The organism is Candidatus Planktophila versatilis (assembly GCF_002288265.1).
Taxonomy (GTDB): domain Bacteria; phylum Actinomycetota; class Actinomycetes; order Nanopelagicales; family Nanopelagicaceae; genus Planktophila; species Planktophila versatilis.
Genome location: NZ_CP016778.1, coordinates 1,251,461 through 1,265,381, shown reverse-complemented (window position 1 = coordinate 1,265,381; position 13,921 = coordinate 1,251,461). Strand labels below are relative to the sequence as shown.

Below are 13,921 nucleotides of genomic sequence, written 5' to 3'. Positions count from 1 at the left end.
ACATAGCAAAATGATTAAGAATAGAGCTAAATCAGTGACAGCAGGCACCGAAGATGGTGCAAAGAAGTCTCGCAAGATTCCTGACACCGCTCCGCTTATTGCTGTGCTTGTTTTGATGATGATGTATTTCAGTGTCGCCAGCGAATACTTCTTCCAAGTCGAAAACTTCAGAAATATTCTTGCCAACGCTGCAGTAACTGGAATTGTCTGTATCCCATCTACATTTTTAATTATCGCAGGTCATATCGATCTATCCGTTGGATCAGCTGCTGCAGTATCTGGAATGATGCTTGCTCAAGTTGTGAACTCCCAAGGGGTGGCAGTTGGAATGCTTGCAGTTCTCGCCTTTGGATTGGTCTTTGGATGTTTTAATGGATTCCTTGTGACCGTCGTTGGTGTTAACTCGCTGATTACCACCCTTGGCGGCCTTGGATTCCTCTATGGAGTAGCCCTTCTAATTGGTAACGGCCAGACAGTGGGCATGAACGACTTTGAATGGCTAGGAACCGCTCAACCGCTCAAGATTCCACTCCCAATCATCATTTTCGCGGTGATTGCTCTTCTTGGAGCGATCACGCTTCGATATACAAAGTTTGGTCGCTCAATTTATGCAATTGGTTCAAATCCCAATGCAGCCCGTGTTGTAGGTATTCGCTCTAATCGAATTATCTTCCAGACATTTATTCTCTCTGCAGTTGCATCGGCTCTTGCAGGTGCTGTCCTTACCTCACAACTTTCTGCAGGTTCTCCAAACTCAGGTCTAGGACTTGAACTTCAGGTGATCACAGCAATCGTTCTTGGTGGCGCCAGCCTTGCTGGTGGCCGAGGTTCAATCTTAGGAACAGTTCTAGGACTACTCATCGTGGGTATCTTGAACAACGGTCTGATTCTGATGGATGTACCAACCTTCTGGCAGCGTATTGCTCAAGGCTTGATGCTTATTCTTGCTGTTTCCTTCGACTCTATTCGAGCCAAACTCAATAGCACTAGGAGTTAACGCATGACGGTCAATGTTTCTACACAGAGAATCATTCCTGCTCGTCGACCTAAGAGGACTATCAAGGTTGGTTTAGTTGCCGGCGGACTCGGCACATACTGGCCGCAATTTCCACATCTCTTGCCGCAACTACAAGCATCAGCAAAGTATGTCTCACAACGTATCGGGGCGATGGATGTTGAACTAGTTGATGCTGGATTTATCTCTGATCCACAAGAAGGTGCAATAGCTGCTGAGAAGTTACGTGCTGCAGGCTGTGACATGATCGTAATGTTCTTAACTACCTACATGACATCATCAATGGTTATTCCTATTGCCCAGCGTTCTAATTCGCCTGTGCTCGTAATTAACTTGCAACCAACTGAACAGATGGATCACGCAAATTTCGACACCGGTGATTGGCTGGCATACTGTGGAGCTTGTCCACTGCCAGAAGTAGCTAACGCATTTGAGCGGGCCGGAGTTCCATTCCGATCAGTATCAGGATTCCTACGCGAAGAACGCGCATGGACAAAGATTCATGGTTGGATTCAAGCTGCTGGAATTCGCGCAATGCTTCGCAACTCACGTCATGGCATTATGGGCCACCTTTACCCTGGAATGTTAGATGTATCCACCGATATGACTATGGTGACTACTCACTTTGGTGGTCATATGGAAGTGCTTGAATTTGATGACTTACGCGTGCGCGTTGAGAAGGCAACTGAAAAAGAGATTAACGCAGTCCTTGATGAAACTCGTTCAATCTTTGATTTAGATTCAACAGTTAACGATGATGATTTGCGTTGGGCAGGACAAGTAGCAGTTGGACTTCGCCGCCTCATTGATGATTTCGATATTTCAAGTCTTGCTTACTACCACCGTGGTCTGGATGGAGAAATTCACGAGCGTCTCGGTGCTGGAATGATTCTTGGTTGTTCACTTCTTACCGCAGAAGGCGTTCCTGCTGTGGGTGAGTATGAATTGCGCACATCCATCGGAATGTTGATGTTTGATCGAATTGGCGCAGGTGGATCTTTCACTGAGTTCCAGGGACTTAACTTTAATTCTGGTGTTGTTGAAATGGGCCACGATGGCCCTGCTCACCTATCAATTACAAATGACCGACCAATTCTTCGTGGCCTCGGTGTTTTCCACGGTAAGCGTGGTTATGGAGTTTCGGTTGAAATCGGTGTCAAACATGGACCGGTCACTACCTTTGGAGTTAATCAGCGCAAGAACGGAAGCTATCAATTCGTTGCCTCCGAAGGTGAAGTTGTTGCTGGCCCGCGTCTTCTGCTTGGAAATACAACATCACTGATTGATTTTGGAATGAATCCAGGTGAATGGTGTGATGCCTGGAGTGCTACTGGAGTGCCTCACCACTGGGCGCTAGGAACCGGCCACCGCGTGGCAGAACTGCGTTCAATTGCAGAACTTCTTGATATTGAGATGGTTGTTATCTAGTAGCTCTTAGACTGTTAAGAATCAAAGAAATTTAGTAGGACTTCTTTCCTTTATTGCTATTTGTTCTAGCCTTCGTCTCTGCAACGTTATGGAAAGTCGTCGGAATCAAGATAGTTCTTGGAGCCTCGCCACGGATTAACTCCAGAATCAGCTCAGCAGCATATCTACCGATTAATTCAGGATTTCGATAGACCGAAGAAATAGGTGGATTTAACAAGTCAAATAAAGGCCATTCATCTAGGGCAATGATGGTGACATCCTTCTCTGGCACCTTGCCGATCTCTTTAAGGGCATGCAACGTTCCACCGGAAGCTCCAATTCCACCAGTTAAAATAGCGGTGGGCGGCTTTGGGAGCTTAAACAATTTTAAAGTTTCTTCCTTGGCATATTTTTCAGTAAAGTCCTTAAGTCGGATGAGCTCAGGAAAAATCTTCTCATCAGCATCTTTATAAGCGGATCTAAAACCTTCTAAGCGGTTCTTTGTTACATACATATCTTTTGGCCCTGAGATAAAAGCTATGCGAGTGTGGCCCTGTGAAAGAAGGTGTGCAACTGCCTTTTTAACACCCAATGCATGATCGCTAAGTACGGCGCTACTTGTGACTCCGGGCAGCTTACGATCTAGGAGAACCGTTGGTGCACCGAATAATTCGAGGTCTTCTTTCACGCTATCAGATGTCTCAGAGACCAGTGACGCGATGACGCCGTCCACACGCCTGCTCTTTAAAATAGCAAAGTTTAACTTTTCAGTATCTTCTGTGCCCGATGAATTGATAAGAATCATTGAATAATGAGATTTACGTAGCTCTGCTTCACAACTTTGCGCGATAGTTGAGAAAAACGGGTTCATAATGTCTCGGATCATAAATCCGATGGTGTGTGTTGTTCCACGACGCAAAGATTGCGCTAGATGATCAGGTCTATATCCAAGGTTATTGACAGCCTTCTCAACCCTTATTTTCATTGTTTCCGAGACCGACTTATGTCCGGAGAGAACACGAGAAACACTAGAGATAGCCACACCCGCTTGGGCAGCGACATCCTCGATTCGGACCCTAGCTACTTTCTTAGATTTCAAAACTTTGCCTTTCGCAGGGCTATCTTCTTTTGCGGTGTGTGGAGTCTAAAAAGGAGTAAATGCGTTCACCGCATTATAGGAGAATTACCTTGCTTGCAAGAAATTACAGGGAATTAATTCTTATCAATCCTGTATTTTGCAATGAAGTCCTCGTCTAGCTCCCAGCCGAATCCAGGCTCCTCTGAGAGCAGGAAGTTGCCGTTATCGAGCGGCTTCTTATTTGCGAGCATCTCCCAGAAAATAGGATCTCGGGTTGGGGAGAAGCATTCGGTATAGGTACCGTGAGGCACCGATGCCAATAAATGCGATGATACTTGAGCCTCTTCATGGTGACCTAGTTGCACATCAAAAGTGGCGGCAAGAGCTGCAACGCGGCGCCATTCAGTTGGGCCGCCGCCCCAAGATGCGTCGTAGTTACATACATCGATTGCATCATTGACCATTAGCTCGCGCATACCAAGTTTGGTGAACTCACTTTGTCCAGCGGCAACATTGACATTTCCACGAGTTCGAATGTCACGAAGCCCGCGCCAATCTGAATGCCAACGAGTTGGCTCTTCAAACCAACGCAACTCAATCGAATCCTCAATGCATGCCAAGAATGCCAGTGCTTCCGGAACGGTATATCCCTGATTGGCATCAACTACGAATAGAAAATCATCACCAACAATTTTCTTAGCTAGCTTTAATCTGGCAGCATCTTCCTCAGGCGGTTTTGCCCCAATCTTAAATTTCATACCAACTGTGCCAGTTTCTTCCTTGAAAAATTGAAGTTCACGTTCTAAGTCAGCTTCACTGGAACCGTAGTAACCACCAATTCCAATCATTGGAATCCGATCTCGGAATCCACCCCATAGGCGCCATAAAGGCTGGTTAACGCGCTTTCCAAATGCATCCCAGAGCGCACTATCGATACATGCAATAGATTGCATCGGAATTGCGCGATCGCGCAATTGATCGAAGGTAACGGGAAGCATTGCGTGCCACACTTTTTCAATCTGGCGCGAGTCCATGCCGATAATCGCAGGAACAATCTCGTCATGGATAATGCCTAAGACTTCGTGTTGCTCTTCATCTGTGTCAGCGTTATAGCTTTGGCCGACTACTCCATCAGATGTCGTAATTCTTGTGATGATTGTGCAGCGGTTACGCATCTTGTAGTACGAACCTTTGTAGAGGTGTTTAAGAGGTACCTTTATCGGAATCGTCTCGATTTTTTCTATAATTGGCACTTTATCTCCCTTAATTGGTTTCGCAGGTAAAAATGACGTCGCCTGTTTTTATCGCGTCGTTCTCCTTAAATAGGAGTTCAGTAATTTTCCCACTCACGGGAGATGGAACTTCAACCGAAGCTTTATCAGTTTCTACCTCAAGGACCATCTCACCAGCTTCAACCTGGTCACCGACTGATTTCTTCCAGTTTAAAAGGAAAACCTCATCCACTGTGTCACCAAGTCGTGGAAGTTTGACGCTGGTTTTCATTATTTACCTTTCTTATCGGTATAGATATTTTGGAACATTGAAGCCAAAGTAGGATTTGGAGCGCTCTTACACACTTCAACAACACCCTCGATTACCTTAAGAGTCTCCTCTTTAATCTTATTAATTTGAGCAGCATCAATTAACTTCTCTTTGACTAGTTTTTCTTCAGTCAATTTAATTGGATCGCGTGCTTGCCATTTTTCTAACTCTCCTTCTGGGCGATAGAGCGCTAAATCGGCTCTAGAGTGGCCGGAGAATCGGTAAGTCTTTGCTTCGATAAAAGTTGGTCCTTTACCGCTTCTTGCATGATCTACAGCCTTTTGAATACCTTCTTGCACGGCTGCAATATCCATGCCATCAATTGCATAGTGAGGCATGCGATAACTCTCGCCCCGCAGGTGCAAATCTTCCAGCGGTGTCGTGATATCGATGCGGCTGTATTCGCCGTAAACATTGTTGTCACAAATGAAGACAATAGGCAGGTTCCAGATAGCCGCTAAATTCAGGGTTTCATGGAAAGCTCCAATATTTGTTGCACCATCACCGAAAACAGCAACTGCTACATCATCTGTTCCTCGGGTTTGGAATGAGAGCGCGGCGCCTGCAGCAACTGGCATACCGCCTCCGATAATTGCCGAAGTAGGAAGAAGTCCTAATTCCATGTTGCTTAAGTGCATAGAGCCGCCTACGCCACCACAACAGCCAACTGTCTTACCCATGATTTCGCCCAAGACTGATTCCGGGCTAAGTCCAAGTGCGAGTGCAATTCCGTGACCGCGATACGTTGCTGAAACAATATCTGTAGGTCGAAGCACTGATGCCATACCAACTGCAAGTGCTTCTTGCCCGATACACAAATGTGTCGTGCCTCTAATCTCACCTGAGGCAAAGAGCGCATTTATCTGTTCTTCTAAAGTACGTATTTCAATCATACGTTCATACTGAGCAACTTTATTGCCGGCTAAGGCAGATCGACGTTTTAGTTCAGCACTCATGAGCTTAGACCTTCAATCTCCCACCACTGTTTCGGAGTTAATCCGTTTTTCAATGATTCTGTAAGTTGGCGAGCTATATCTTGCGCTGTTGGAATGTATCTTGCTTCCAAAGTTCCACTATAAGGAACTGGAACATCAGGTGTAGTGATTCTAAATGGCGCTGCTTTCAGTGATGAGAAGAGCTTTGAAGTAGTTGCAGCAAGTATCTCAGAGCCCCAGCCACCACTGAGTGGAGCTTCTTCAACCACGACCAAACGACCAGTCTTTTTCACTGATTCAAGGACAGTTTGGCGGTCCCAAGGAACGATGGTCGCAAGGTCAATAAGTTCGGCATCAATTCCAGAAATCTTAATAGCCTCGTGACACACCTTTACCATTTGTCCCATCGATACCAAAGTAATGTCTTTTCCTGAACGCAGAACTCGCGCCTTACCGATCTCCATTTTTAATGAGGTATCAACTGGTCCACGATCGGCGTAAAGAACTCTAGTTTCAAGAAACATTACTGGGTCTGGATCTTGAATTGCTGCTCGAAGCAAACTGTATGCCGACTGAGCATCGCTAGGAGTGATTACTTTTAATCCTGGGGTTGCACTTACCCAGTTTTCAAGAGTTTGCGAATGCTGGCTACCAAAACCTAAACCAGATCCACAAGAAGCACGCACGACCATCGGTACAGATAACATGCCATTACTGAGGTAACGCATCTTTGCCGCTTCAGTAACGAGCTGATCGAGTGCGACCCCTAAGAATTCCATAAACATAATTTCAACAACTGGGCGCATTCCCATGATTGCTGCTCCGACTGCGGCGCCCGTGAATGCCATCTCAGAGATGGGAGTATCTCGAACGCGAAGGGGTCCAAATTCCTGAAGCAGACCTTCTGAAGTTTTAAATGGCCCTTCAGCTACTGCCACATCTTCGCCGAAAATCATTACTGACTTATCGGCTCTCATCTCATCTGCCAGCGCCGTTGCTATTGCTTGGCGAAAACGGATTTCCTTTGTGCCGCTCTCAAGGACCTGTTCAGTCATTTCTTATAACCCTTCACAAGGATAAATCCTATTTTGTTTACATTTTGCTTTACTCAAGCCTATGGAAACGATACCATGTCAGAATATAACTTTCCCACCATAGGAGTCAATAGCTTCACATGTACAACAAATCACTATTTGAGCACTTGCCGCTCTCGGGCTTAAAGGTCCTAGATGCAACCTCTAACATTGCTGGTCCTTTTGGTGGGGCAATTCTGGCTGATTTGGGCGCAGAGGTAATTAAAGTGGAGACTCCGGCAGGTGATGCCTCGAGAACTATGACACCGCAAGATGGAGATAGATCAGCCTATTTTCATATTGTGAATCGGAACAAATCTGCAATCAGTATCGATCTCAAATCGGCAGAAGGTCAGGCAGAGCTGAAAAAGCTTTTGGCTGATACCGATGTCTTTCTGACTAATTTTCTTCCGGAGCGTTTAACGGCGATGCATCTGACCCCAGATGAACTGATGAAGATAAAACCAGGGTTGATTTTTGGCAATTTATCTTCTTATGGCAGCAGCGGACCAGATTCATCTGTGCCTGGATATGACGCCACCTTGCAGGGGCGAACCGGAATCATGCATGTTACCGGCGAACCTCACGGAAAACCTGTTCGAGCCGGTGTCTCAGTACTCGATATGGGCGCCGGGATGTGGCTAGCTATTGGAGTTTTGGCTGCCTTAGTTAAACGCGCTGAAACCGGGCTAGGTTCGGTAGTAGAAACTTCGCTCTATGAGACAGGTGCGTCGTGGGTGAGTTATCACCTTTCCGCGTTCCAACTGAGTGGGAAGCCTTCTGAAAGATTTGGAGCAAGTCACCCAGCTTTTGGTCCTTATGGTCTCTATCAAACACTTGATGGAGACATCTGCATTGGAGTGGGCAACGATAATATTTTTTCTAAGTTGTGTGTCTTACTCCATCGCGAAGATTTGATTACGAACCCACAATTTGTGACTAATACCAGCCGAGTTGCGAATGCAGCGCTACTTCGAATTGAGCTAGAAAAGGTCTTGGTAACCCAGGGCGCTAAGCATTGGGCCGAACATCTTGGTAGACAGGGAGTTCCCGTAGATCGCGTTTCCAAGCCCGAAGATTTGTTAAATGATCTACAGGCGCAAGCAGTGGAGATACTGCTGCCTTACCCTGATGAGACAAGTAAGGTAAAGAAGATCCCGGGGGTCCCAATCCGATTTAATGGAGAAAGGCCACCAATTAGAAATTCCGCCCCACACAGACCCAATTAATACATTAATTGTCCACCGGAGACGTTAAGCACAGCCCCGGTGATGTAAGAAGAAGCATCTGAAGCTAGGAATATCACTGGACCTGCTAGCTCTTCTGGCGTAGCAAGGCGGCCAAGTGGAATCATTGAAACGAATCCTGCTAAAGCTTCTGGAGTTTGATTACCCACCATCATCTGTGTATCGACTCCACCAGGAGAGACCGAATTGACGCGCACCCCATCTGGTGCAAATGAGCGAGCAAGACCTTTAGTCATTGTGACAACTCCACCTTTACTGGCGGCGTATACAACTGAACCACCGAAGCCACCGGTCCACCAACCTTGAGAGGAAAAGTTAACGATGGAACCCTTTGTGCCGGCGTTCCGGAATGAATCTCGGGCGGTGCGGTTTAAGAAGAAGGTTGCTTTTAAATTGGTATCAATTTGGAAATCCCAATCATCTTCTGTTATCTCATCCACAGTTGAGCGCCGGCGCAAAACTGCTGCACAGTGAACAAAAGCAGCCATGGGCGCCATCTCTTGCGCGAGCTCAAAAATACCTTTGTGATTGGCTAGTTGCGATAAATCTAGTTGAAGTGACTTATGCCCCGTGCCTGCCAAGCCAGAAATTATCTCCTCAACTGGGGATCCGGGGATATCAACGAGAAGAACGTGAGCCCCAGCTTCTGCCAATCCTTGGACAACTGCCTTGCCAATTCCACCTGCGGCTCCAGTAACAACAACACTTTTACCCGTTAATCCTGAATCACTTCGCCACATGGACGCCCCACTCCCCGAGTTAGTTAGTTCTTTCGAAAAATTACCAAAACACCTATTTAATATTGTTACATAAACCGCTACAGTCTATTTCACAGCACACCCATAGAAAAGTCAATATATTTAAGGTGGAAATTTAATGGAATCACTATTCGGTATCACTGGATCTAAAGTTTTACTCACTGGCGGTACAGGTGGAATAGGTTCTGCACTAGTCGAGGGTTTTCTCCGAGCCGGAGCTCATGTTTGCGTGTTGGCTCGCGACGAGGATGCGGTGAAAATTTCACAGCAGAAATACTCTGAATTTGGTGGGAACTTAACTTATGTGATTGCTGATTTCCTATCAGATGATTCATGCCTAAGCGCAGTCGCGCAGGCAACAAAAGCGCTAGGTCAGATTGACACTTTGGTGTTGGCACATGGCAACGCCATGCCAGGACCTGCCATCGACCTGACCCTTGATGCATGGTCGGCGCAGATTCAAGTGAACTTAACTGCGACCTTCCGTTTAGCACAGGCAGTTGCGCCAGAGATGATTAAGCGAAAATCTGGAAAAATTATTACTTATGCGAGCATGCTGACATTCCAAGGTGGATTAAATGTTGCTGGATATGCCGCGAGTAAAGGTGGGGTTGGCCAACTTACTAAGGCCTTATCCAATGAATGGGCGCCCCACGGAGTAAATGTGAACTCGATTGCTCCTGGATATATCAAAACCAAACTCAATCAACATGTGTGGAAGGATCCTGAGAGAGAAAAGAGTGTATTAGCTCGCTTAACAAGTGGGCGATGGGGCAACCCAGAAGACCTCGTTGGACCGACCCTGTTTTTAGCTTCCCACGCAGCAGATTACCTACATGGAGTAATTCTTCCCGTGGATGGCGGATGGCTCTCTCGGTGAAAGACGAAGTCGCTACCAACGTTGGTATCGATAGCTACACCTTCCATCGATTCTTTGGCGAGATCACTAAGTGGGAAGAGCCTTCTCAGGAACAGTGGAAGCTAAAGGATTTCTTTGACTTTGCAGATCAACAAGGAGTCTCTTTCGTCTCGCTGCAGACCGTCTACTTAAAAAACGAGATTGATACCTTCAAAGCAGATATCAAGAACTGGTTGGCAAAACCCAACCGCACCGTGGTCTTCACCTGGGGCCATCCAAACGGATTCGATGGCGGGCGCAAACCAGAGATGTTATTTGATGCCTTGTATTTCCTGCAGGTATCCCATGAATTAGGACTTCCGCAGATGCGGATTGTGCTGGGCAATCATTGGAATTTTGATATGCCGGTGCAAGAACGGTTAGAGACGCTTCGACCCCTTGTGAAGTCAATGCTGGTAGCGGCTGAAAATTTTGGGATCAAGATATCTATTGAAAATCATGCAGACTTTCTAGCCGTTCAACTCATGGAATTTATCAAAGAGTTCAATTCTCCCTATCTAGGGATGTGTTTGGATTTAGCAAATGTCTTTCGAGTGGGAGAAAATCCAGAGCAACTTTTGAGAGATTTCAATCTTGATAAGGTATTTATGATTCAGGCAAAAGATGTCAGGAAAATTGAAGGTCATGAACACCCCACTGGATGGTGGCCAAGTCAATTCTTTGGATCTGGAGATGTTGGTTTAATGAATTGCATGAAGGTGTTGAAAGAAAAGAACTTTAGCTCTCCTGTAGTTGCAGAGATATCAAATCTATTTACTGATCTAGAGGTGAAAGAAGTTGCAGCGCAGGCAGTTGCCTACCTAGCCCGTGAACTAAATACCTAATTTTCATGTTAATTGACTTAAGAAGAGTTTAAAAGAGGGAGGAATTCCCATCTGCTCTATTGACGCCATTCCTGCACAGTCTATGCTTATGGAAAGGTTTCTATGAGCAGGTTTCTAATGAGAGAGAAAACGTGAAAGCAGATATTGAAACACTCGCAACAGGGCTAGGTCATCCAGAAGGTCCTGACATTTTGCCTGATGGCCGTATCGTGATGGTAGAAACATTTACAAGTAGAATTATTGCTTGGTCACCGACACGAGGAATTCATGATTACGCGAACTGTGGTGGTGGACCGAATGCTTGCAGGCTAGGTTCAGATGGAGCTGTATATATAACGCAAAATGGTGGCACGGCTGGTACATGGAGAGCCAAAGTTATGTCAGTACCTTCTATCCAGAAGGCTTGGCCAGATGGCAGCGTCGAAATCATTGTTGAGCAAATTGATGGATATAAATTACAAGCCCCAAATGATTTGAGCTTTGGACCTGATGGACGACTTTACTTTACAGATCCAGCAGATTACGACCCTGAAGATAGAGGACTGGGACGCATATTTGCGGTAAATCCTGATGGCACTGGCGAACTTTTAGATGAGATTCCCGCAGCGTTCCCCAATGGCATTGTTGCAGAAGCGGGTGGCACCATTGTTTGGGTAGATTCATATGAAGGCGGTGTATATCGATTGCGTCCAGGTGGGAAATCAGAGAAGATTGCGCAGTTACCTGAAGGTCACGTTCCTGATGGTTTGAAAATTGATGTAAATGAAAATCTATGGATTACTACTTATACAGGTGGAGGTGTAGACATCATTAAGCCAGACGGAACTTATATTGATTTTCTTAAAACTGGGGGCGTTCCACTCAATTGCGTCTTCGAAGGTGAAAACTTAATCATCACCGATTTTGGCGATATTGACACTATTTCAGTTGCTGAACCCATGGAAGGAAGACTCTGGCGGATTCCGGTCGGAGTAAGAGGGATGGAACTATTTCGAGGTGCAATAGCATGACCGATTCTTTTGACCCAATGTTCTCTGTGCAAGGCAAAATCGTGCTGATTTCAGGTGCTGGAAACGGACTGGGAAGAGCAATCGCCATTGGTTTAGCTGCTCGCGGCGCAAAAGTAGGAGCCCTCGATTTTGCTTCAGATCAAGTACAAGAAGTCTGTGATGAAATTATTTCTCAGGGTGGAATCGCAACTCCGCTTGTTGCCGATGTGAGAGATACAGCTGCGCTCGCAATTTGTTTAGAACAATTAATCGAGAAATTTGGAGTTCCAGAAATTGTCGTTGCGGCGGCTGGAATAAATCGGCGTGGTACTGCCGTTGAAATGCTAGATAAGGATTGGCAAGATGTTATTGATGTCAATTTAACCGGATCATGGAACCTTGTGCGCCTCGCTGCAGCAGAGATGATTAAGGCTAAAGTGCAAGGTTCGATGATTTTCATCTCCTCAGTTGCAAGCCTGGTAGGAATCACAACCGGGATTGCGAATTATTCTGCCAGCAAAGGTGGGATTAACTCTCTTACGCGCACCTTGGCGATGGAGTGGGCAACCTTGGGAATCCGAGTCAACGCAATTGCGCCGACTCATTTTCGAACCCCAATGTTGGAGAAGGCAATTTCATTAAATCCAGAAGGCGCTGAATATTTCACAAGAAATATTCCATTAGGGCGACTGGGCCAACCAGAAGAACTGGTCGGGACAATCGTCTACTTGTCTTCGGCCGCATCAAGTATGGTCACCGGAATAGTCTTAGCCGTAGATGGTGGACATACCGCACGATAAAGAAGGTCAACGATTCTCACGATGTCCAAGTAGTGGACTCTGGCCCTGAGATCTCTAATTTTTTATCCACTATCCATTTAGCTCTTCCCATTTTTCTATGCTGGGAGTAGTATCTGGAAACGATACCAGCGGGGAATATGGCAGAAATATTTTCCAACAACGAAAAGGGTTCCTATGAAAATTGTAAAAGTTGAGCCAATCCCCGTCGCATATCCTGAACCCAACGACTTTAATGCTGAGCGATACCTCTGCCTGGTAAAAATCACTACCGATGACGGCCTCGTTGGCTGGGGTGAATCCATCACACAATTTAAAGAAGCAAATTTTGCAGTTGCAGCTCTCATAGAGGGACTCTCCGAGTTCGTTATCGGAAAGTCTCCGGTTGATAATCAGGCAATCTGGACATCAATTCGCGAACGTTATTGGTGGTATGGATACCGTGGCGGCTTAGCAGCATATGCACTTTCTGCAATTGATATCGCACTCTGGGATCTTAAAGGTAAGGCTCTGAATGCAAGTTTGCTTGATTTACTCGGCGGACCTGTGCACGAGAAACTCCCGGCTATTGCTTCTGGTCATGCTCACGACTCATCAATTCCGGCAATGGCTGAACAAGCTAAGGGATGGCTTGCAACTGGAATGCAAGGAGTGAAAGTCGGATTTGGTAAGCGCGGGAATGCACATCTTGGATACGAACACGATCGCGATGTTGAGTATGTAAAGCAGATGCGTGAAGCACTTGGTCCAGATAAGAAGCTCATTATTGATCTTGGCTATGCAATTAAATGGGATGTTGCAACTGCGGTAAAGCGCGTGCAGGCATTTGATGAGTACAACATTGATTGGATTGAGGAACCACTCGGTGCTTGGGACCCTGAGGGTTATCGAACACTTCGCGATAAGACTAAAACTCTCATCGCTTACGGAGAGCGCGAATGGAATGTTGCCGGCTATGAGGCAATTATTGCCACTGGCACCTGCGATGTATTTGGTATTGATCCTGGCCGCGTAGAAGGTGTCACAGGCTTTACAAAGATTGTCTCTCGCATTGAATCAGCAAAGCGACAGGCCAACGCTCACGCTTGGTCATCTGCAATCGTCTCTGCGGCAAGTATTGCGGTCAGCTTTAGTAGTTTGGCCTTTAAGCTCTTCGAATTTAAGCCACTTGCTAACCCGATGCAAAATGATCTCGTTACAACCCCGCTAACCCATACAGATGGCTGGGTCTACCCACCATCCGGGCCAGGACTAGGTATCGAAATCAACGAGGATGTAGTTAATAAGTATCGCCAGAAGAAGTGAGTTTTTCTAGAAAGCGCATCGGTTTTACTGGT

The 13,921-nt window shown here is 46.1% G+C and carries 14 protein-coding genes; 8 read left to right on the top strand and 6 right to left on the bottom strand.

All coding sequences use genetic code 11. The annotated features are described in order from the left end of the window. Window positions 1-10: 10 nt before the first annotated feature. A complete protein-coding gene (locus A1sIIB76_RS06545) occupies window positions 11-997 on the top strand; it encodes an ABC transporter permease (RefSeq protein ID WP_095675391.1) in 987 nt (328 codons plus the stop codon). Window positions 998-1,000: 3 nt separating this feature from the next. Beyond that, window positions 1,001-2,443 (top strand): L-fucose/L-arabinose isomerase family protein, encoded by a 1,443-nt coding sequence (locus A1sIIB76_RS06540; RefSeq protein ID WP_095675390.1) that lies wholly within the window; start codon window positions 1,001-1,003, stop codon window positions 2,441-2,443. 31 nt (window positions 2,444-2,474) lie between these two features. Here the strand turns inward: A1sIIB76_RS06540 and A1sIIB76_RS06535 are convergent, their stop codons facing one another. The 5 genes from A1sIIB76_RS06535 to A1sIIB76_RS06515 all read right to left on the bottom strand — a co-directional run bounded on the left by A1sIIB76_RS06535 (window position 2,475) and on the right by A1sIIB76_RS06515 (window position 7,032). Then, window positions 2,475-3,521: a LacI family DNA-binding transcriptional regulator gene (locus A1sIIB76_RS06535; protein WP_095685128.1), complete on the bottom strand. Its 1,047-nt coding sequence runs from the start codon at window positions 3,519-3,521 to the stop codon at window positions 2,475-2,477. Between the two features lie 113 nt (window positions 3,522-3,634). Then, window positions 3,635-4,675, bottom strand: coding sequence for a mandelate racemase/muconate lactonizing enzyme family protein (locus tag A1sIIB76_RS06530; protein WP_095697378.1), 1,041 nt, complete (start codon window positions 4,673-4,675; stop codon window positions 3,635-3,637). Window positions 4,676-4,763: 88 nt separating this feature from the next. After that, entirely contained in the window at window positions 4,764-5,003 is a 240-nt protein-coding gene (locus tag A1sIIB76_RS06525) for a biotin/lipoyl-containing protein (RefSeq protein WP_095675387.1), read from the bottom strand. Further along, window positions 5,003-5,998 carry a thiamine pyrophosphate-dependent dehydrogenase E1 component subunit alpha gene (locus tag A1sIIB76_RS06520; protein WP_095675386.1) on the bottom strand — a complete coding sequence of 332 codons (996 nt, stop codon included), beginning with the start codon at window positions 5,996-5,998 and terminating at the stop codon, window positions 5,003-5,005. Before A1sIIB76_RS06520 ends, A1sIIB76_RS06525 begins: the two co-directional genes overlap by 1 nt. Further along, window positions 5,995-7,032 carry an alpha-ketoacid dehydrogenase subunit beta gene (locus A1sIIB76_RS06515; RefSeq protein WP_095697297.1) on the bottom strand — a complete coding sequence of 346 codons (1,038 nt, stop codon included), beginning with the start codon at window positions 7,030-7,032 and terminating at the stop codon, window positions 5,995-5,997. Before A1sIIB76_RS06515 ends, A1sIIB76_RS06520 begins: the two co-directional genes overlap by 4 nt. A 119-nt stretch (window positions 7,033-7,151) precedes the next feature. Here A1sIIB76_RS06515 and A1sIIB76_RS06510 point away from each other — a divergent pair, with 119 nt between their 5' ends. Then, complete coding sequence (locus A1sIIB76_RS06510) at window positions 7,152-8,279, top strand: CaiB/BaiF CoA transferase family protein (protein ID WP_095697296.1); 1,128 nt, start codon at window positions 7,152-7,154, stop codon at window positions 8,277-8,279. Here A1sIIB76_RS06510 and A1sIIB76_RS06505 read toward each other — a convergent pair. Beyond that, the gene (locus A1sIIB76_RS06505) at window positions 8,276-9,037 is read right to left on the bottom strand and encodes an SDR family NAD(P)-dependent oxidoreductase (RefSeq protein ID WP_095697295.1); all 762 of its coding nucleotides are present in this window, start codon (window positions 9,035-9,037) and stop codon (window positions 8,276-8,278) included. The two genes, A1sIIB76_RS06510 and A1sIIB76_RS06505, sit on opposite strands and share 4 nt — an antisense overlap. A 136-nt stretch (window positions 9,038-9,173) precedes the next feature. Between A1sIIB76_RS06505 and A1sIIB76_RS06500 the strand changes: the two genes are divergently transcribed. The 5 genes from A1sIIB76_RS06500 to A1sIIB76_RS06480 all read left to right on the top strand — a co-directional run bounded on the left by A1sIIB76_RS06500 (window position 9,174) and on the right by A1sIIB76_RS06480 (window position 13,889). Beyond that, window positions 9,174-9,935, top strand: coding sequence for an SDR family NAD(P)-dependent oxidoreductase (locus A1sIIB76_RS06500; protein WP_095697294.1), 762 nt, complete (start codon window positions 9,174-9,176; stop codon window positions 9,933-9,935). Next, window positions 9,932-10,798 (top strand): sugar phosphate isomerase/epimerase family protein, encoded by an 867-nt coding sequence (locus A1sIIB76_RS06495; RefSeq protein ID WP_190286234.1) that lies wholly within the window; start codon window positions 9,932-9,934, stop codon window positions 10,796-10,798. Before A1sIIB76_RS06500 ends, A1sIIB76_RS06495 begins: the two co-directional genes overlap by 4 nt. Window positions 10,799-10,929: 131 nt before the next feature. Beyond that, complete coding sequence (locus A1sIIB76_RS06490; RefSeq protein ID WP_095675380.1) at window positions 10,930-11,808, top strand: SMP-30/gluconolactonase/LRE family protein; 879 nt, start codon at window positions 10,930-10,932, stop codon at window positions 11,806-11,808. Beyond that, entirely contained in the window at window positions 11,805-12,587 is a 783-nt protein-coding gene (locus tag A1sIIB76_RS06485) for an SDR family NAD(P)-dependent oxidoreductase (RefSeq protein ID WP_095697292.1), read from the top strand. The genes A1sIIB76_RS06490 and A1sIIB76_RS06485 overlap by 4 nt, the downstream gene beginning before the upstream one ends. Before the next feature lie 174 nt (window positions 12,588-12,761). Beyond that, a complete protein-coding gene (locus A1sIIB76_RS06480) occupies window positions 12,762-13,889 on the top strand; it encodes a mandelate racemase/muconate lactonizing enzyme family protein (RefSeq protein ID WP_095697291.1) in 1,128 nt (375 codons plus the stop codon). Window positions 13,890-13,921 lie beyond the last annotated feature (32 nt).

Coding starts and splice junctions, on each gene's coding strand:
- A1sIIB76_RS06545 (WP_095675391.1), top strand. CDS start 11: ATGATTAAGAATAGAGCTAAATCAGTGACAGCAGGCACCGAAGATGGT.
- A1sIIB76_RS06540 (WP_095675390.1), top strand. CDS start 1,001: ATGACGGTCAATGTTTCTACACAGAGAATCATTCCTGCTCGTCGACCT.
- A1sIIB76_RS06530 (WP_095697378.1), bottom strand. CDS start 4,675: ATGCGTAACCGCTGCACAATCATCACAAGAATTACGACATCTGATGGA.
- A1sIIB76_RS06525 (WP_095675387.1), bottom strand. CDS start 5,003: ATGAAAACCAGCGTCAAACTTCCACGACTTGGTGACACAGTGGATGAG.
- A1sIIB76_RS06520 (WP_095675386.1), bottom strand. CDS start 5,998: ATGAGTGCTGAACTAAAACGTCGATCTGCCTTAGCCGGCAATAAAGTT.
- A1sIIB76_RS06515 (WP_095697297.1), bottom strand. CDS start 7,032: ATGACTGAACAGGTCCTTGAGAGCGGCACAAAGGAAATCCGTTTTCGC.
- A1sIIB76_RS06510 (WP_095697296.1), top strand. CDS start 7,152: ATGTACAACAAATCACTATTTGAGCACTTGCCGCTCTCGGGCTTAAAG.
- A1sIIB76_RS06505 (WP_095697295.1), bottom strand. CDS start 9,037: ATGTGGCGAAGTGATTCAGGATTAACGGGTAAAAGTGTTGTTGTTACT.
- A1sIIB76_RS06500 (WP_095697294.1), top strand. CDS start 9,174: ATGGAATCACTATTCGGTATCACTGGATCTAAAGTTTTACTCACTGGC.
- A1sIIB76_RS06485 (WP_095697292.1), top strand. CDS start 11,805: ATGACCGATTCTTTTGACCCAATGTTCTCTGTGCAAGGCAAAATCGTG.
- A1sIIB76_RS06480 (WP_095697291.1), top strand. CDS start 12,762: ATGAAAATTGTAAAAGTTGAGCCAATCCCCGTCGCATATCCTGAACCC.